This is a genomic window from Nesterenkonia sp. E16_10, from assembly GCF_017347085.1.
In the GTDB taxonomy this organism is placed as follows: domain Bacteria; phylum Actinomycetota; class Actinomycetes; order Actinomycetales; family Micrococcaceae; genus Nesterenkonia.
The window spans coordinates 119,115-137,683 of record NZ_JADPSA010000048.1 but is presented as its reverse complement, the minus strand read 5'-3'; the positions used below and the strand labels follow the sequence as shown (position 1 = coordinate 137,683).

Here is an 18,569-nt window from a genome sequence, read left to right as displayed (position 1 = left end):
CCAGGAACTCAATGATCGACCACGGAAAAGACTAGGTTTTCAGAAGCCGATCGAACTGATCGAAGACCTCCTGTTGCAATGACCGCCAGAATCCGCCCAACCTCTTCCCGGCCGAAGACTCCCCGATCTTCCTAGGTGACTACAACACCGGTTCCGAGGGCGAGGAGCCGATGACCGAGGTGTCCCTGGTGGACACCGCCAGCGGTGAGATCACGATCGTCGACCTCGACGCCGCCTACAACTTCCGCTCCCTGGCCCGTGGACCGGAGGGAGAGGCCCTGGTGCTGGCCGAGGACGGCCAGCTGCATGTCATCGATCCAGAGACCGGCGAGCACACCGATCAGCTGGAGATCATGGAGGAGTGGACCGAGCCCGAGGAGTGGCAGGAGCCGCGCCCGGCGATCCGCGTGGTCGATGACATCGCGTACATCACCGAGCCCGATGCCCAGACCCTGCACATGGTGGATCTCGGCTCGATGGAGATCATCAACTCCGCCGAGCTGGACTTCACCCCGAATGAGATCGCCGCTGTCGATGGCCGCACGGCCGAGGGCGCGCAGGAGCACGAGGGTGAGCACGCGGAGGGCGAAGAAGGTCACGACGACGAGGATCATGACCATGAGGATCACGACCACTGATCCGATGAACCGGAGCGGCTCAGCGCCGCGAGCTCGTCCAGTCCTTCTCGGATGAGCCAGCTGGAAGGGTCGGAGGCACCGCGCCTCCGGCCCTTCTGCGTGCCGCCACGGCACTCCACCAGGCACCGCCGATGATCATCGCGCAGCCCACCAGCTGCCAGGCGCTGGGGATGTCGGCGAAGAGCACCGCCGCAAGCGCCACCGCGAAGACCGCCGAGAGCAGCATCAGTGTGCTGGAGGCGGTCTCGGAGATCGCGGTCATGGCGACGTTGAAGCACAGGTAGGTGAGCACCTGCCCCACGAAGGCCAGCGCGAGCATCGGCCCCCAGCCGTCCAGTCCCTGGGGCACCTCGAGGCGACCCAGTCCGGCGGCAGTCAGCGCGGTGGTGACCCCGGCGGAGAGGCAGACCAGGCTGAGGATCGTGAACGGCGCGGACCTGTGGCGCCGAGGCTCCTTCGGCGCGGTGCGGCGGATGATCGCCAGATAGAGCGCATAGCCGGTGCCCGCCGCGAGTCCGGCCAGCACCCCCGCGAGCTGGATGTTCTCCAGATCCAGCGCCCCGGCGGTCAACGCCACCCCGGCGAGCATCAGCGGGATGATCAGTGCCAGCTGGCGCATCGGCCGCACGCCCTCCATCGCCCAGGCGATGAGCGGCAGGATCACGACCTGCACATTGATCAGCACGGTCGCGATGCCCGGCCCGATCATGTTGATCGAGGTGTTGTAAAAGCTGTAGTCCACGCCCAGGGCCACACCGGCGATCAGCGCACCGATCATCGTGCCCCGCGAGAGGTTCGCCCTGCCCCTCCGGCGCAACAGCTCCCAGGCCGCCAGCGGCAGCAGCATCGGCACCGCGAGCAGGCAGCGCCAGGCCGCGACGCTGAGCGGTTCGCCGTCGATGGCGGAGATCATCGCCGCGGAGCCGGCCATGGCCAGGGTGCCGAGAACCATCAGGGCGACGCCGCGCGCGGGTGTCATCATGGGGCGGGTCAGGATTTCACGAGACGGCGGATGGCGGCGGTGGCCTCCTGGAGCTTCTCCTCGGCCTGATCCCCTCCTGCGGCGACGGCGTCTGCCACGCAGTGCCGCAGATGGTCCTCCAGCAGGGCCATCGCCACGTTCTCCAGGGCCGCCGTGGTGGCGCTGATCTGAGTGAGGATGTCGATGCAGTAGGCATCCTCCTCCACCATCCGGTGAATCCCGCGACTCTGCCCCTCGATCCGGCGCAGCCGGGAGAGGTACTTGTCCTTCTGCGTCATGTACCCGTGGTGATGCTCCTCGGCAGGGTTCTCGAGCGCTGCGCTGTCCATGGATCCTCCTCCGGTGGCCAAGGTCACCACTATATGAGCTATGTTCCTCAAATATACCCTTAGGGGGTATATTTGGGAGTATTCCTGCACCGCCGATCGATTCCTCGAGGAGCCCATCATGACCCAGACCCGCCGATACAGCGTGGAGGGAATGTCCTGCGGGCACTGTGAGAGCGCGGTCCGAGCCGAGGTCGAGCAGCTCCCCGGCGTCTCCGGCCTGGAGGTCAGCGCGGAGACCGGGCTGCTGGACCTCACCCTCGCCGAGGGCGCAGCGCTCACCGACGAGGCGGTGCTCACCGCCGTGGACGAGGCCGGCTACGACGCCGCGCGCCAGTCGTGAGCTCGGCCGGCACCGAGCGCATCGAGCTCGAGATCGGTGGAATGACCTGCGCGGCCTGCGCCCAGCGCGTGGAACGCAGGCTCAACAAGCTCGAGGGCGTCACGGCCACCGTGAACTACGCCACCGAGAAGGCGGCGGTCCAGATCGCGGATCATTCCGAAACCGCCGTGGCACAGCTCATCGCGGCAGTGGAGAAGACCGGGTACAGCGCACAGGAGCCCGCGCCGCTCACCGAAGAGGCCTCTGCCGCGAGCCCCGCAGCGAGGGACCTGCTCGGGCTGCGCCGTCGTCTGCTGATCTCCGCCGGGCTCACCGTGCCCGTGGTGCTGCTGGCCATGGTCCCTGCGCTGCAGTTCCCCTGGTGGAACTGGGTCTCGCTCGCGCTGACCCTGCCTGTGGTGCTCTGGGCCGGCTGGCCCTTCCACCGTGCCGCGGCGCTGAACGCCCGCGCCGGCACCGCCACCATGGACACGCTGATCTCACTCGGCACGCTCGCGGCGCTGCTCTGGTCGCTGTACGCCATGCTCTTCGGCGCCGCCGGAGATCCGCAGCTGCGCCACCAGTTCGTGTTCTTCGCCGAGCCGGTCTGGTCCTCCGACGCCGCCCACTCCATGGGTGCCGCCAACATCTACTTCGAGGTGGCCGCCGCGGTGACGGTGTTCCTGCTGCTGGGCCGGTACTTCGAGAAGCGCTCCAAGTCCCGGGCCGGCCAGGCGCTGCGCTCGCTGCTGAACCTGGGCGCCAAGGAGGTCGCGGTGCTGCGCGAGGGCGCGGAGGTGCTCGTCCCGGTGCGCGAGCTCGCGGTGGGAGATGAGTTCATCGTGCGCCCGGGGGAGAAGATCGCTGTCGACGGCGTCGTGCTCACCGGCGCATCCGCCGTGGACATGTCGATGCTCACCGGAGAATCGGTGCCGGTGGAGGTCGCTCAGGGCGACAGCGTCACCGGGGCCACGATGAACTCCTCCGGACGGCTGGTGGTCCGCGCCTCACGGGTCGGAGCCGACACCCAGCTGGCCCAGATGGCCCGTCTGGTGGAGGAGGCGCAATCGGGCAAGGCCCAGGTCCAGCGGCTGGCCGATCGGATCTCCGGGATCTTCGTGCCCATCGTGCTGGGCATCGCGCTGCTCACGCTGCTGCTCTGGCTGCTCTTCGGCCCCTCGGCCGAATCGGCCTTCACCGCCGCGGTGGCCGTGCTGATCATCGCGTGTCCCTGTGCGCTCGGACTGGCCACCCCCACGGCACTGCTGGTCGGCACCGGCCGCGGCGCACAGCTGGGGATCCTGATCCGAGGCCCCGAGGTGCTCGAGGCCTCGCGCGGGATCGACACGGTGGTGCTGGACAAGACCGGCACGGTGACCACCGGGGCGATGAAGCTGGCAGCGATGCATTCCGCGCGGGCCTGGGCGGCGTCGGTCTCTTCCGGCGACGGTGAGCGCGACCGGGCCGGCGAGCGCGACGACGACGCCGAGCTGCTCCGCCTCGCCGGAGCGCTTGAATCCGCCTCCGAGCACCCGATCGCGCGCGCCGTGACCAACGCCGCGCGCGAGACGCTGGGGTCGACCTCCGGGAAGCTGCCCGCGGCGAGTGACTTCACGAACCATCAGGGCTACGGCGTCTCCGGGACGGTCTCGGAGCGCACCGTGATGGTGGGCCGCCGCGAGCTGCTGCGGCAGCACAAGATCGAGCTCCCCGATGAGGTGGCCGGCCTGCTGGCCCAGGCCGAGTCGCAGGGATCGACTCCGGTGCTGGTCGCGGTGGACGGCAGCTTCGCCGGAGTGCTGATCGTCTCGGACGCGGTCAAGGACACCTCCGCCGAGGCCGTGGCCCGCTTCGCCGCCATGGGGCTCTCGGTCGTGCTGTTGACCGGGGACAACGCGGGGGCCGCGGATCGGGTGGCCGCCGAGGTGGGCATCGAAGAGGTCATCGCCGAGGCGCTGCCGCAGGACAAGGTCGCGGCGATCCGCCGACTCCAGGAACAGGGCCGGACCGTGGCCATGGTCGGGGACGGGGTCAACGACGCCGCAGCGCTGGCCCAAGCTGACCTGGGCATCGCGATGGGCACCGGCACCGATGTGGCGATCAACGCCGCCGGGATCACCGTCATGCGCGGAGATCTGCGCTCGGTCGCAGATGCCCTGGCGCTCTCCCGTCGGACCCTGCGGGTGATCAAGTCCAACCTGTTCTGGGCCTTCGGCTACAACGTCGCCGCCATTCCACTGGCCGCACTGGGCCTGCTCAACCCGATGCTCGCCGGTGCCGCGATGGTCTTCTCCTCGCTCTCGGTGGTGGGCAACAGCCTGCGGCTGCGCGGATTCAAGGGCGTCTGAGGTGGAGGGTCCGAGTCCTGCCTGAGAACAGGCCGGTAGAACACTGTCTAAGATGAGCCCATGTTGAAGCCATTTCGCCAGGTCGACGTCTTCGGTGACGGACCATTCATGGGCAACCCTGTCGCAGTGATCGCCGAGGCCGAGGGTCTCACCGACGAGCAGATGCGCACCATCTCGCGCTGGACCAACCTCTCCGAGTGCACCTTCCTGCTGCCTGCGACCACTGCCGAGGCGGACTACCGGGTGCGGATCTTCGCCCTGGACAAGGAGCTGCCCTTCGCCGGCCACCCCACCCTCGGCTCGGCCCGCGCCTGGCTGGACCTCGGCCACGAGCCGAGATCCGCCGGCGTCGTCGTCCAGGAATGCGGTGTGGGGCTGGTCCCGGTACAGATCGGAGACCGGACGCTGTCCTTCGGCGCCCCGGGTCTGGTCCGATCGGGACCGGTCCCGAAGGCCGCCCGCCAGATGCTCACCGAGGCGCTCGGGCTCACCCCGGACCAGGTGCTGGACGCGGCCTGGGTGGACAACGGCCCCGGATGGGTCGCGCTGCTGCTCGAAAGTGTGGAGACCGTGCTGGGCGTCACCCCGGACCTCTCCAGGATCACCGATCCGGAGTACCGGCACTTCGGCGTGGTGGCGCTGCAGCCTGAGGGTGCGGACACCGCGCTCGAGCTGCGGGCCTTCTTCTCGGATGACACCGGGGCGCTGCGCGAGGATCCGGTGACCGGGAGCCTGAATGCCTCGGTGGCCCAGTGGCTGGAGTACTCGGGCAAGATGTCCCCGCCCTATGTGGCCAGTCAGGGCACCGTGCTGCAGCGCCGCGGCCGGATCCACGTCGAGGGTGACGGCGAGTCGCTGTGGGTCGGCGGCCGGGCCGAGGTCGCGGTGAGCGGAACCATCGAGGTGGGGGAGCCGACGGTGCAGGGATGACCGGACCTCAGGCACAAGGCCGTGCGGCGCCGGCGCCCTCGCCAGTGGTGATCCGGGGGCCGCGCTGCGAGGATGCGGAGCGCATCGCAGCGTTGCACGTGGCCACCTGGAAGGAGACCTATCTGGACCTGCTTCCCGAGGGGTTCTTCACCGAGGGGCACTCCCGCCAGCGCCGCGAGATGTGGACGCAGCTCCTCGGTGAGTCGCGGAACGAGTGGCGCATCCGGCTGGCGGAGTCCGACGGCGAGTTCGTCGGCTTCGCGATGGCCGGACCGGCCCAGGAGCAGGCACAGTCGGCTGCGTCTCCGGCTCGCTCCCTCTATATGCTCTACGTGCTCCGCAGCCATCACGGCATCGGGGCGGGTCAGGCGCTGTTGGACGCGACGCTGGGGCCGGGACCTGGCTCGGACTCGGAACCCGGGCCTGGCTCGGGTTCGGAACCCGTCAGCCTCTGGGTGGCCAAGCAAAATCCACGCGCCATCGCCTTCTATCTGCGCAATGGCTTCCGATTCGACGGGGCTGAGAAGCAGGACCCTGGCGCTCCTGCCATCACAGATGCTCGGATGGTGCGGCCTTGAAGCTGACCTCAAGCGACCTCTGACTTCCTTCCAAATAAAACCAAATTGGCACGAACTGAACTATTGAGTCTCACCGCATTAGAAGATATATTCGAATCATGCAGGTTGCACTCACTGATCCGAATGCAGAGCCGCTCCGGGAGTCCCAACGGCTGCTGAATCGTGGTCAGGCCGAGCAGCTGCGGCTGCTCGTGGGCTACGTCGAATCCTTCCTGCGTGAGGTCGAGGTGACCGAGCCCGAACTCATGGGCAGCACTCGCGGCCGCGCGACCGCCGAATCGGCGGCCATCATGAACGCGGCCGAGGCTCTGGGCCTCAGCGAGGGGCAGGTCTACACCCAGCACCGGCAGGCGTGTTTCGCTCGGCAGCACCTGCCGCGAGTGTGGGGTGCGGTGCGCGCCGGTGACGTGCCCATCCGTTCCCTGGTCCGGGTGATCTCGGCCGCTGAGCGTCTCGTCTCCCCGGTGCACCGCGAGCGGCTCGATGTCCAGGCCGCCGTCTATGCCGTGACGCATCGCCCTGCACGGCTCACCGCTTGGTTGAACCGCTTCGTGGCCCGCACGGAGCCGGACCAGCACGTCCAGCGCTGTCACCGCAGCCACGCGGAGCGCGGAGTCTGGCTGGAGCACCTGGAGGATGGAGTCAGCATCCTCCACGCGATGCTCCCCACCCTCACCGCCGAGGCCATCAAGAACCGGTTGGTGGAGGTGGCCCGCAGCCCGAAGCGCGATGTCCCCTACGATCCGTGCGTAGCGAAGCCCGCTCCGGCTCCGGCCGCGCCTGCCGCACTCCGCGCAGAGGTCCACCCAGGCGGATTCGACTGGCTCGGACTGCCGAGTGAGGGGTCCGATGATGGATCCAGTGCAGACTGGGAGGCTCCTCGGCTGGTATCCGCCGAGGGTCTCCCGAAGGTCGCCGCGGCAGCGATGGTCGAACCCGCTGCGCCGTTGAGCCGAGCGGCAGGGGATCCCCGAACTCAGGCCCAGCGAGAGGCGGATCTCTTCTCGAGCTGGCTGCTCAATGGAGGGGCCGATTCCGACATCGCGATCAACGCCCACGTCGGAATCCTGATCGAGCCCGAGACCCTTCTGGTGGACTCGGTTCGCCCCACCGACGCCACCGGTGCCATCGATGCCACCGGCGCCACCCACAGTGCAGGTCGGCCCGCGTGGAGCCGGAATCGACGGCACGCCTATCCAGCGGAGATGATTCGTCGGATCATCCTCAGCCCGGAACACCAGATCACCTGGACCCCGGTGCCGCGACCGACCGCGCTCCCAGCTTCACCGCCGGGCGCGGCGCCAACCACTCCGCCGGGTGCGGCGCCAACCACTCCGCAAGGCGTGCCGCGCACCCGAATCGAACCGTCCGCCCCGCCGGACCTGCCGGACCCGCCTGGTGCCTCGCCGGATCCGCTCCGCATCGCACTCGAGCCCCTGGTGCGGGTCTACGAGAGCCGATTTGTGCCCAAGCTGCTGCGACGGGCCATTGAGTTCCGCGATGGCACCTGCCAGGCACCGGGGTGCATGGTCGCAGCGGAGCACTGCGACATCGATCACCAGATTCCCTGGCCGCACGGGGAGACCACGGCGTCCAACCTGTGGGCGCTGTGCCGAAAGCATCATCGGCTCAAGACCGCTGGATTCCTCGACCTCCCCGCTGATCGGCCACCCTCGGCGAGCCCGTAAGCTGGCCCTGACACGAGCGCCCCGGGGAGCACCACCAGGCTGCGGCCCCTGCTCCAAGGCCCAGCACGCTGCCCCGGCGCGGGACCCCGCCGCCACGAAGGACCCGATGACCGACGAATACCGGCTTTCAGCCTCCAGCCTGACCTCCGGGTATGAGGAGCGTCAGGTGCTCGAAGACCTGACCATCACGATCCCGGATGGGTCGTTCACCGTCATCATGGGCCCCAACGCCTGCGGGAAGTCCACACTGCTGCGCAGCCTCGCCCGGTTGATCAAGCCCACCGGGGGACAGGTGCTGCTCGACGGCGAATCCATCTTCAACATGCCCACCAAGGAGCTGGCGCGCACGGTGGGCCTGCTCCCGCAGTCCGCGATCGCGCCGGACGGCATCACGGTATTCGACCTGGTCTCCCGTGGACGGCATCCGCATCAGCACATGTTCAAGCGCTGGGGCCACGAGGATGAGGCGGCCGTGCGTTCCGCGCTGGAGAACACCGGAATGACCCAGCTTGCCAGTCGCGAGGTGGACGCCCTGTCCGGAGGCCAGCGCCAGCGGGCCTGGATCGCGATGGCGCTCGCCCAGGAGACCCCGCTGCTGCTGCTCGATGAGCCGACCACCTACCTCGACATCGCCCACCAGATCGAGATCCTTGAGCTCTGCTCCCGGCTGCAGCGTGAGGGGCGCACCCTGGTGGCGGTGCTCCACGACATCAACCAGGTGCTGCGCTACGCCTCGCACATCGTCGCGATGAAGGACGGGCGCATCGCCGCCGAAGGCACCGCGGAGCAGGTCGGCACCGAGGAGACCATCCGCAGCGTTTTCGGCGTGGAATCCCGCGTCATCGAAGATCCGGAGACCGGCAAGCCCCTGATGATCCCCAGGGCGCCGGTGCTCTGAGTCAGCGCCCGGCGCCCGAGGCTTCCAGGCCCAGGCGCCCGAGTCTGCAGGCCCAGGTGCCCGAGTCTGCAGAGTCAGTCGTGGAGCATTCCGCGCTGCTCCCGGCGCGTGTGAAACTGTTGCGCAGCGGCAGCGGACACCCAGGAGGTCGCAGTGGGGAAGCTCATCTATTTCATGCTCGTCTCGGCCGATGGCTACGTCGCCGATGAGGCCGGGGACTTCCAGTGGGGTGAGCCCGACGAGGAAGTCATGCGGTCCATCAATGACCAGACCCGGGGGATCGGCACCTATCTCTACGGACGAAAGATCTATGAGCTGATGAGCGTCTGGGAGACGGACCCCTCGTTGGCCGAGGGTTCGCCGCAGGAGGCGGAGTTCGCCAAGATCTGGACGGCCGCAGAGAAGATCGTCTATTCCACGACGCTGACCGAGGTCACCACCAGGCGCACCAGGATCGAGCGCGACTTCGATCCAGCTGAGGTCCAGCGGATCAAGGACACCAGCGCCGAGGATCTCACGATCGAGGGCCCCACCCTCGCCGCCCACGCGCTGCGCCACGGTCTCGTCGATGAGGTCCACCTGCTGATCTGCCCCGTGGTGCTCGGCGGTGGTCTTCGCATGCTGCCGAAGATGAAGATGGCGCTGACCCTGCGCGGTGAACACCGGTTCGGCAACGGAATGGTGCAGCTCAGCTACGCCGTGACGCGCTGAACGGTGGGAGCTCTTAGCGGCTCAGCCGCGCCCACAGCTCCGCGTCGAAGGACTCCGGAGCCAGCGCCGACATATGCCGCACCGCGTTGTCCAGCTTCGACCGCCAGGCACGCACCGCGGCCTCGGCGTCTCCGGCCAGCACCGCGCTCAGGATGCGCCGATCGTCGCCGACGATGCGCTCCACCGCGGGGCTGTAGTCCAGGCCCAGCACGGCGATGAACATCCGCACCCGCAGGGTCAGGGCGTGGAACCCGCGGGCCGACTGGCTCAGCCCGGAGGCCTCCGCCAGCTCCTGTTGAAACTGCAGATCTGTCAGGCCGACGTCGGATCGGGTGCCCTGGGTCGCCGCAGCCTCCACCGCCCCCAGCGCCAGTCTCACCGGCAGCATCCGGTGCCGAGGCTGCACGGCGCAGGCCCTGAGCAGCACCATGCCGAGGTGCAGTCGCGCGGCGTAGAGGTCGACGACGTCTGCCCCCGTCACCGCGGGCACCCTGAAACCGCCCTGGTGGAAGTCCAGCAACCCGTCATCGACCAGTCGGCTCATCGCCGATCGCACGGCGCTGCGGCTGAGTCTGAGACGCCCTCCGAGCACGTCAGGGGAGAGCCGGTCGCCCGCGCGGAAGCCTGAATTGGTGATCTCGCGGCGCAGCGCGATGGCGATCTGCTCCGTCACCGAGAGCTCCACCTGAGAGAACCAGCGGTTCCGCGGTGATCTCTCCAGCTCAGCGGACAGCGCGGTGTCCTCGGGCGCCAGGCCGGAATCTGAGTCAAAAATGGACCTGTTTTTCGAGGCTTCTCGCCGCCAATCCGTGCCGTGCAGCCCTCGGCCGGCACGTCGGGCCAGGAGGTCCAGCAGGCCCCCGGGGACGGCGTCGCCGGTGGGGGCGCAGCGGGTGAGCAGCGCGGCGGTGCGGTCCATGAATCGCTCCCAGTCCGGGTCGTGGGCGTCCCAGCAGGCGCTCAGCTGGTCCGAGCCCTGAAGCGATGGCACCCCAGTGCTGACCGCTCCGGCCTCCCTGACCCGCCAGTGCGCCGCCTCAGAGGCATGCAGCGCCGCCATCAGGGCCGTGGCCCGACGTTCCGCGACGCTCCGCTGCGCGGGACCGGTGACCGGTCGCGCGGCGAAGCGCACCACGATCTGGGGGAATCGGACCTGCACCTCCACCAGGACCAGGTCGCGCGCCCCGGTCTCCTCGACCAGGTCGCGCGGCCCGGCGGCCGCTGCGGTGCCGTTGGTCTCTGTGGCCCCTGTGGCCCCTGTGGCCGCTCTGCGGATCCTGCGGCAGCTGCGACTGACCAGGGTCTGACTCAGCCCGGTGAGCTCGGCGATGCGGCGGGTGGAGAAGTCCGGGGTGCTGACCCTGGCCCCGGCGGTGGCGAGGACCCTGGCCACGATGTCATCGGCCGTGTCCTGGATCCGCGGACGGCCCCGCCCGGTGGTCTGCATGCTCACCAGTATGGCCTGTTTCTGACTCAAGATGTAATGGATCGGTGCGCCATATCGTGGCTTCCGGGTGTGTGTCGCCACACACTGGAAGACAGCAGACCGAGCACCCCAAGAGCTGAACCCGCATGCCTGCGTGAAATATGCCTGCGTGAAATATCTCTGCATGAAATATCCCTGCGTGAAATGAGGCCCCGATGTCCCCCGTGAACACCGCCGAGCTCACCGACCTCTCCGAGGCTGCGGTCGCCAAGGTCACCCGCTGGCTGCAGCGCAACCCCGCAGGGACGGGAACGGGAACAGGGGCCGAGAAGCCGAGCCGGCGCAGCCGGCCCAGCAAGAATCATGCCGCCGCGGACAAGTCCGCGCAGCGCCTCTCCGCAGTGCTCTCGCACCCCAACGGGTTGGACTTCACCGTGGGATTCGTCGACCGGGTCATCCGCACCGAAGACACCAAGGCCGCCGCCTCTGCGCTCTCCGAGCTGGGCGAACTCGCCCCGGACACGCTCTCCGCCCTGGACCGGGCGCAGATCCTCGCTGGCAGCGCGCTGGCCAAGACGCTGCCCGACGTCGTCGTGCCCGCGGCAAGGGCGCGGATGCGCGCCATGGTCGGGCACATGGTCGTCGATGCCCGGGACAAGCCCTTCGGCAAGGCCGTGGCCTCGATCAAGCAGGACGGGCACCGGCTGAACATCAACCTCCTCGGCGAGGCGGTGCTGGGCGAGGCCGAGGCGGACAAGCACCTGCAGGACACCGTGGATCTGCTGCGCCGCGAGGACGTCGACTATGTCTCGATCAAGGTCTCCTCCATCGCCTCCCAGATCTCCATGTGGGGATTCGAGGCGACCGTGGACTACGTGGTCGCCCGGCTGATCCCGATGTACCAGGAGGCGGCGAAGGCGCCCGCCGGATCGAAGTTCATCAACCTGGACATGGAGGAGTACCGCGATCTCAACCTGACCATCGCGGTCTTCAAGACCCTGCTCTCCCGCCCCGAGCTGAAGCACTATGAGGGCGGCATCGTGCTGCAGGCCTACCTCCCGGACGCGCTCGCAGCGACCCAGGAGCTTGCAGAGTTCGCCAACGCCCGCGTCGCGGCCGGCGGAGCCGGGATCAAGATCCGGCTGGTCAAGGGTGCGAACCTGGCTGTGGAGAAGGTCCACGGCGAGATCGCCGGCTGGCCCCAGGTCACCTGTGAGTCCAAGGAGGCCACCGACGCGAACTACAAGCTGGTCCTGCACTGGCTGCTGACCGAAGAGAACATGGCCGGGGTGCGGATCGGCGTGGCCGGGCACAACCTGTTCGACATCGCCTTCGCCCACCTGCTCGGCGCCCAGCGCGGGGTCACCGGGCAGATGGAGTTCGAGATGCTCCAGGGCATGGCCACCGAACAGGCCGAAGCGGTCAGCGCCGACGTCGGCCAGCTGCTGCTCTACGTGCCGGCCGTGCGTCCCGCCGAGTTCGACGTGGCCATCTCCTACCTGGTCCGGCGGCTCGAGGAGAACGCCGCCAGCGAGAACTTCATGTCCGGCATCTTCGATCTGTCCGTGGATGAATCCGGCCGCAGCAGCGAAGTCTTCGAGCGCGAGGCCCAGCGCTTCCGCGGCTCGCTCGCGCTGCTGGAGGAGATCCTCAGCAAGCATGGCCACACCGCGCCCAGCCCGCAGCACACCCAGGACCGGAGCGCCGAGTCTGAGCAGGGCGCCGAAGCGTTCAAGGACGACGACGCCGCCCTCCCGCCCTTCGCCAACGAGCCCGATACCGATCCGTCGCTGCCGGCGAACCAGCGCTGGGCCGCCCAGGCGATCGATCGCGCCTCCGAGCCGGGCTGGCTCGAGGCACAGTCGCTGCCGGAGAAGATCAGCGGCGACCGGATCGACGAGCTGGTCGCGCAGGCCCGCGCGGCTGCCGAGCCGTGGGCGGCGCGCCCCGCCGTCGAACGCGCACGCATCCTCTACCGGGCGGCCGACATCCTCGCCGCGCGTCGCGGCCACCTGGTCTCCATCGCCGCCGCCGAGGTGGGCAAGTCCGTGGCGCAGACGGATCCGGAGATCTCCGAGGCGATCGACTTCGCCCGCTACTACGCGCACAGCGCGCTTGAAATCGAACAGGTCGAACATGCCCGCTTCATCCCGGATCGGCTGGTGCTGATCACCCCGCCGTGGAACTTCCCGCTGGCCATCCCGGCCGGCGGCACCTTCGCCGCGCTCGCCGCAGGCGCCGCGGTGATCCACAAGCCCTCGAACCACACCCCGCACTGTTCCATGGCGATCCTGGACGCACTCTGGGACGCCGGCGTGCCTCGGGAGGTGCTGCACGGGGTCTATCCCTTCGAAGGCGCGGACGGCAAGCGGCTGGTCTCGCACGACGGCGTGGACCGGGTGATCCTCACCGGGGCCTCCGAGACCGCGGCGATGTTCCGCTCCTGGAAGCCCTCCCTGGCGATCAACGCGGAGACCTCCGGGAAGAACGCCCTGGTCATCACGCCCTCGGCGGATCGCGACCTCGCGGTGGCAGACCTGGTCAACTCGGCCTTCGGCCATGCCGGGCAGAAATGCTCCGCCGCCTCGCTGGGGATCCTGGTGGACAGCGTCTATGACTCCGAGCGGTTCCGGCGCCAGCTGGTCGACGCCGCCTCCTCGATGATCGTGGACTGGCCGAGCAGCCTCGCCGCCACGGTGGGCCCGCTGACCGAGGAGCCCAGCGAGAAGCTGCGCCGGGCACTGACCACCCTTGAGCCCGGCGAGTCCTGGCTGCTGGAGCCGAAGCAGCTCGACGACACCGGTCTGCTCTGGTCCCCGGGAATCAAGGACGGCGTGAAGCCGGGCTCCTTCTTCCACCTCACCGAGGTCTTCGGCCCGGTGCTGGGTCTGATGAAGGCCTCAGACCTCAAGGAGGCGATCGACCTGCAGAACCAGGTCGACTTCGGCCTCACCGGAGGCATCCATTCGCTGGAGCCCAGCGAGGTGGCCACCTGGCTCGACAGGGTTCAAGTAGGAAACGCCTATGTCAATCGAGGCATCACCGGAGCCATCGTCCAGCGCCAGTCCTTCGGAGGCTGGAAGCAGTCCTCGGTGGGCCTGGGATCCAAGGCCGGGGGCCCCAACTACGTCATGCTCTTCGGTCGCTGGGAAGATGACACCGTCGGCTCCGAGCTGCCGGCCGCAGGTTCCGCCGAAGCGCCGCTGGAGCAGACCGTGGCCACCTTGATCGAGTCAGCGGTCGGCTCCGGGATCGTCTCCGGAGCGGATCGGGCGTGGCTCGCGGCGGCTGCCGCCGATGACCAGCACTGGTGGGAGACCGAGTTCGGCAGGCCCGCCGACCGCACCGGTCTGGGCAGCGAGGCCAACATCTTCCGCTACCTCGGCGAGGACGTGCTGCTGCGTGTGGGCGTCGACGCCACCGCGGTCCAGGTGCTGCGCGCGCTGATCGCCGCACAGCGTGCCGGGGCCGAGGTGCGCATCTCCGCCTGCCCCAAGCTGCCGGCCGCGACCGCGAAGGCCTTGGAACTCGGGAGCCGGACGCTGCAGCTCACGCCCACCGAGGAGACCACGGGTGAGTTCGCCGAGGCCCTGGCCGCCGGGGGTCATGACCGCGGAGTGGGCGTCCGGGTGCGCATGCTCGGTGCCGTGGACCCTGCGCTGCGCACGAAGCTGGCGGACCGTCCGGAGGTGGCGCTGCTCCCCGACGAGGTCACCGCCTCCGGCCGTGTGGAGCTGCGCTACTGGCTCAAGGAGCAGGCCGTCTCGATGACCCTGCACCGCTTCGGAAACCCGGCGCGGGACTTCCACCGGCTGGCCGAGGAGCTCAAGCAGCCGGTGGACTGAGCCGCGTCATCCGCCTGAGCCGCGTCACCCGCCTGAGCCGCCTCAGCCGCCCTGGCGTACCCGCAGCGTGTGCGCCGCCAGGGCGAGGACCGCGCCGTACTGCAGCCCGGCGGCGTCCTTGATCGGGATGGGCTCGAGATCCTGCTCCTGCTCGGCAGCCTCGGACATCCAGTTCTCGTAGACCGGGGAGAGCTCTTCGGCCAGGCTGGCCGCCCCCGGCGACCCCGCCTGGCCCAGCTCCTCCAGCGCGCGCAGGAACATGCCACCGAAGCGCAGCCGCAACATATGCAGGATGCCCTGCAGGCCGTGGAGCTCGGCCACGGTCGCCTCGCGCTGAGCGGCCGGATCCTCGGCCCGGGCGCGCTGGGACTGCGCGGCCTGGCCCAGCAGGGGAAGGAACGCGCGGCTGGCGCGCAGCAGCGGCGGCTCGGGAGCAGCACTCGTCCCCAGGCGCCCCAGCACTCCCATCAGCAGCACGCCCGAGGCGCTCAGCGCCGCGGCCTGATCCCGCAGGGCAGACGCGTAGGACGCGCCGCCGGGGCTGATGTCATCGGCGAGCCGATGCTTCCACTGCGGCATCTCCGCCACCATCGAGAGGGTGCCGCAGCGACTCGCGTAGCCGGTGGAGGACTCCCCGGTGGACCCCTCCGGGAAGGGGTCCAGCCCCAGCGCCTCCACCCAGTCGTAGGCCTCCTCGAGACTGCCCATGGCGAAGATCCCGGGGGAGAGGATCTCGAAGTGCGCCGCCTCGGGCTCTCCGCGGTGCAGCGGGACGCCCATGGCCGCCGGGAGCTCGCTGAGCAGCTCATGCAGCGGCTCCACACGGGAGCCCGGGGCGGCACAGAGGGTGTCCGAGAGGTAGTAATAGGCCCCGCCGGACTCGGCGTTGTGCAGCGGCAGGTAGAAGTCGGGCCGGGTCAGATCGATGGCGCGCTGCAGGGCGTGGGTCTCGGGCAGCATCGCGTCGAAGTGCGCCGCCTTGTACCGGAACGGAAAGGTCCACTCCACCTGTTCCGGGCCCGCCGGACGGTAGAAGTTCTGGAAATACAGCTCGCGGTCCTCGGGCGCGTGGAACCAGCCCTCGTTCAGCCGCATCGAGTCCGGATCAGCACAGGGCAGGAAGTGCCAGCTGCTGGCCAGGGAGCGCCGCAGCCGCTCCTCGGTGAGCAGCTGCTCGGCCAGGTGCAGCATGGTCCAGGAGCCGATCGGCTCGTTCGGGTGCACCCCGCCGGCGAGCAGCCCGGAGAGGACCCGGGCCTCCTCGTCATCCTCACCGGTGATCGAGTAGAGCAGGATCGGCTCCCCGGCGCGGGAATGCCCCAGCCGCGTCACGCTCATCTGCTCGGGATGCTGCGCGGCCAGCGCGGCGAAGGCCTCATGCAGCTCATCGACGCTGGGGTAGTGCTGCACTGCCGGCAGGCCTGCCGCCCGTTCCAGGATCTCCGCGCTGGTCAGCGGCTCCAGGGCGGTGAGTCCGCTGGTGTGGCTCACGGCGGTCCTTCCACTTGGTGGGGCCAGGGCAGCTCCCTATCCTAGTGGGATGCGGCATAACCCGGACTACGCCCTCGAGGATCTCGAGGCCCTCAAGGACCTGATCAGGCAGCACCCCTGGTGCACCTTCGTGGCGCACACCCCGGCCGGGCTCGTCGCCTCGCACTATCCGGTGCTGCTGCAGGAGGAGGCCGAGGGCCAGGCCGAGGACGACGGCGCGCTGGTGCTGCTCAGCCACGTCGGGCGGCCCGATGAGGTCAAGCTCGGGCTGGGCGGCGAAGGAGCGCCGGCTGCCGGGGCGACCGAGCCGAGCGAGCTGCTTGCCATCATCCAGGGCCCGCACGGCTATATCTCCCCGAGCTGGTACGGCTACCGACCCAACGTGCCCACCTGGAACTTCGCCGTGGCGCACCTCTACGGGGTGCCCGAGGTGCTCTCGGATGCCGAGAACTTAGACGTGCTGCACCGGCTGGTGGAGCACTTCGAGAGCCCGCTCCCGGACCCGCACCTGCTCGACGCGACGCAGGAGAACAGCGAATACGCCCAACGGATCGTGCGCGGCACGGTCGGCTTCCGGATGCGCGTCACCAGGATCGAGGCCAAGGAGAAGATGAGTCAGGACAAGCCGATGGATTCGGTGCGAAGCATCATCGAGGAGCTTCGCGGCAACGGTCCCTACGCCGATCCGGCACTGGCCGATCGGATGGAACGGGTGAATCGTGCAGCACTGGGCGGAGGTGCCCGATGACGCCTGGATCGATGAATCCTGGATCGCGGCATCCCGAACCGCTGACACTGCGCAACGTGCGGCTCCCGGGCGCTGGGAGCAGCGGGCTGCGCGATGTGCAGCTGCGCGATGGGCGGATCGCCGGGATCATGCCTGCCGGGCAGGCTGTGCGGCAGGTTGGCTCCGAGGGCCCGCGAGGCGACGCCCTGGACGCCGATGGCCGCTTCCTGATCCCCGGGCTGTGGGATCACCATGTCCACTTCACCCAGTGGGTGATCGCGCGACGGCGGCTCGACCTCGCCGCGACCACCAGCGCCGCCGAGGTGCTGCAGCTGGTGCGCGGTGCGCTGAGCTCCGATCCGGAGCTCGCCGCGGCAGGTGCTGACTCGGCGGGCTCCGGCGTCGTCGGCTACGGGTTCCGCGATGGGCTCTGGCCCGACCTGCCCTCGCTGAGCAGTCTGGATGAGGCGACCGGGGCGGTGCCGGTGGGGCTGATCAGCGGGGATCTGCACTGCATGTGGCTCAACACGGCGCTGCAGTCCCGACTGGGGGTCTCCACCGACGCCAGCGGGCTGCTGCGCGAGGCGGACTCCTTCGCGGTGATGGACCAGCTGCAGGACCCGGCCGCGCTGACCCCGGAGATCTACCGGCAGACCGCGCAGGCGGCGGCGCAGCGCGGAGTGGTGGGGATCGTGGAGTTTGAGAACGCGGACAACATCTCGGCCTGGCCGCTGCGCACCGCGGCGGGGGTGGACTCGCTGCGCGTGGAGGTCTCGGTCTGGCCCGACCGGCTGCAGTCCGCGCTGCTGGCCGGGATCCGCACCGGAGACGTGCTCGACGAGCGCGGTCTGGTGACCATGGGGCCGCTGAAGGTGATCTCCGACGGTTCGCTGAACACCCGCACCGCCTGGTGCTGGGACCCCTACCCCGAGGTGGACCTGGGGCATCCGCACAGCTGCGGGATGCAGACCGTGCCCATGGAGGAGCTCCAGGACGTGATGCGCCAGGCCCGCGATGGCGGGATCGCCGCGGCGATCCATGCGATCGGAGACCGGGCCAACTCTGCGGTGCTCGATGCCTTCGAGGCGCTGGCGATGCCAGGCGTGATCGAGCACGCCCAGCTGCTGCGCTGGGAGGACATCCCGCGCTTCGCCCAGCTCGGGCTCACCGCCAGCGTGCAGCCCGAACATGCCATGGATGACCGCGATGTGGCCGACGCCTACTGGGCCGGGCGCACCGACCGGGCCTTCCCGCTGGACGCGCTCACCCGCGCCGGGGTGCCGCTGCGACTGGGCTCCGACGCCCCGGTCGCCGCGCTGGATCCCTGGGTGGCCATCGCCGCGGCGGTCAGCCGCAGTCGCGACGGCCGGGACGCCTGGCATCCCGAGCAGCGCCTGGACCGAGCCACTGCGCTCGCCGCGGCCACCCGCGGCGGCACCGCGGGGGGAGGCTCAGGCGGGGGAGGGCATCAGCTCAGCGTGGGGGATGCGGCGGACCTGGTGCTGCTGGAGACCGATCCGCTCGGCGGCGGCGAACACGGCGGCGGCGAACATGGCGGCAGTGGCTTCTCCGGCTCGGGGCTGCGCGAGATGGGGGTCTCCGCGACCCTGCTCGGTGGCCGGCTGACCCACGACGGGATCAGCTGACCAGCCGGCCAGC

At 69.4% G+C, this 18,569-nt stretch carries 15 protein-coding genes; 11 read left to right on the top strand and 4 right to left on the bottom strand.

Annotated elements, in window-relative coordinates:
* The first annotated feature begins 170 nt into the window (after window positions 1-170).
* Window positions 171-638, top strand: coding sequence for a hypothetical protein (locus tag I2487_RS14860; RefSeq protein ID WP_207170340.1), 468 nt, complete (start codon window positions 171-173; stop codon window positions 636-638).
* Between the two features lie 19 nt (window positions 639-657).
* Here I2487_RS14860 and I2487_RS14855 read toward each other — a convergent pair whose 3' ends face one another.
* Both I2487_RS14855 and I2487_RS14850 read right to left on the bottom strand, forming a co-directional pair.
* Window positions 658-1,620 carry a DMT family transporter gene (locus I2487_RS14855; RefSeq protein ID WP_207170341.1) on the bottom strand — a complete coding sequence of 321 codons (963 nt, stop codon included), beginning with the start codon at window positions 1,618-1,620 and terminating at the stop codon, window positions 658-660.
* Window positions 1,621-1,628: 8 nt separating this feature from the next.
* Window positions 1,629-1,949, bottom strand: a complete 321-nt coding sequence (locus I2487_RS14850) for a metal-sensitive transcriptional regulator (protein WP_255546489.1) — start codon at window positions 1,947-1,949, stop codon at window positions 1,629-1,631.
* A 118-nt stretch (window positions 1,950-2,067) separates the two neighbouring features.
* Here I2487_RS14850 and I2487_RS14845 point away from each other — a divergent pair, with 118 nt between their 5' ends.
* The 7 genes from I2487_RS14845 (at window position 2,068) to I2487_RS14815 (ending at window position 9,421) form a co-directional block, all read left to right on the top strand.
* Window positions 2,068-2,289: a heavy-metal-associated domain-containing protein gene (locus I2487_RS14845; protein WP_207170342.1), complete on the top strand. Its 222-nt coding sequence runs from the start codon at window positions 2,068-2,070 to the stop codon at window positions 2,287-2,289.
* Window positions 2,286-4,616, top strand: a complete 2,331-nt coding sequence (locus I2487_RS14840) for a heavy metal translocating P-type ATPase (RefSeq protein ID WP_345941453.1) — start codon at window positions 2,286-2,288, stop codon at window positions 4,614-4,616. The genes I2487_RS14845 and I2487_RS14840 overlap by 4 nt, the downstream gene beginning before the upstream one ends.
* Window positions 4,617-4,676: 60 nt before the next feature.
* On the top strand, window positions 4,677-5,546 hold the full coding sequence (locus tag I2487_RS14835) for a PhzF family protein (protein WP_207170343.1): 870 nt from the start codon (window positions 4,677-4,679) through the stop codon (window positions 5,544-5,546).
* On the top strand, window positions 5,543-6,124 hold the full coding sequence (locus I2487_RS14830; protein WP_207170344.1) for a GNAT family N-acetyltransferase: 582 nt from the start codon (window positions 5,543-5,545) through the stop codon (window positions 6,122-6,124). The genes I2487_RS14835 and I2487_RS14830 overlap by 4 nt, the downstream gene beginning before the upstream one ends.
* A 98-nt stretch (window positions 6,125-6,222) precedes the next feature.
* Window positions 6,223-7,812 (top strand): HNH endonuclease signature motif containing protein, encoded by a 1,590-nt coding sequence (locus tag I2487_RS14825; RefSeq protein WP_207170345.1) that lies wholly within the window; start codon window positions 6,223-6,225, stop codon window positions 7,810-7,812.
* A gap of 106 nt (window positions 7,813-7,918) precedes the next feature.
* A complete protein-coding gene (locus I2487_RS14820) occupies window positions 7,919-8,710 on the top strand; it encodes an ABC transporter ATP-binding protein (RefSeq protein ID WP_207170346.1) in 792 nt (263 codons plus the stop codon).
* Window positions 8,711-8,863: 153 nt separating this feature from the next.
* The gene (locus I2487_RS14815) at window positions 8,864-9,421 is read left to right on the top strand and encodes a dihydrofolate reductase family protein (RefSeq protein WP_207170347.1); all 558 of its coding nucleotides are present in this window, start codon (window positions 8,864-8,866) and stop codon (window positions 9,419-9,421) included.
* 13 nt (window positions 9,422-9,434) lie between these two features.
* On the opposite strand, the gene I2487_RS14810 is transcribed toward I2487_RS14815, so the two are convergent.
* Window positions 9,435-10,868 (bottom strand): GntR family transcriptional regulator, encoded by a 1,434-nt coding sequence (locus I2487_RS14810; protein WP_207170348.1) that lies wholly within the window; start codon window positions 10,866-10,868, stop codon window positions 9,435-9,437.
* A 194-nt stretch (window positions 10,869-11,062) separates the two neighbouring features.
* On the opposite strand from I2487_RS14810, the gene I2487_RS14805 reads away from it, so the two are divergent.
* Window positions 11,063-14,692, top strand: a complete 3,630-nt coding sequence (locus tag I2487_RS14805; protein WP_207170349.1) for a bifunctional proline dehydrogenase/L-glutamate gamma-semialdehyde dehydrogenase — start codon at window positions 11,063-11,065, stop codon at window positions 14,690-14,692.
* A 42-nt stretch (window positions 14,693-14,734) separates the two neighbouring features.
* Here I2487_RS14805 and I2487_RS14800 read toward each other — a convergent pair whose 3' ends face one another.
* Window positions 14,735-16,183 (bottom strand): M14 family zinc carboxypeptidase, encoded by a 1,449-nt coding sequence (locus I2487_RS14800; RefSeq protein WP_207170350.1) that lies wholly within the window; start codon window positions 16,181-16,183, stop codon window positions 14,735-14,737.
* Window positions 16,184-16,232: 49 nt separating this feature from the next.
* Here I2487_RS14800 and I2487_RS14795 point away from each other — a divergent pair, with 49 nt between their 5' ends.
* Together I2487_RS14795 and I2487_RS14790 are read left to right on the top strand one after the other, a co-directional pair.
* Window positions 16,233-16,931, top strand: a complete 699-nt coding sequence (locus I2487_RS14795; RefSeq protein WP_207170351.1) for an FMN-binding negative transcriptional regulator — start codon at window positions 16,233-16,235, stop codon at window positions 16,929-16,931.
* 11 nt (window positions 16,932-16,942) lie between these two features.
* Entirely contained in the window at window positions 16,943-18,556 is a 1,614-nt protein-coding gene (locus I2487_RS14790) for an amidohydrolase (protein WP_207173072.1), read from the top strand.
* Window positions 18,557-18,569: the final 13 nt, after the last annotated feature.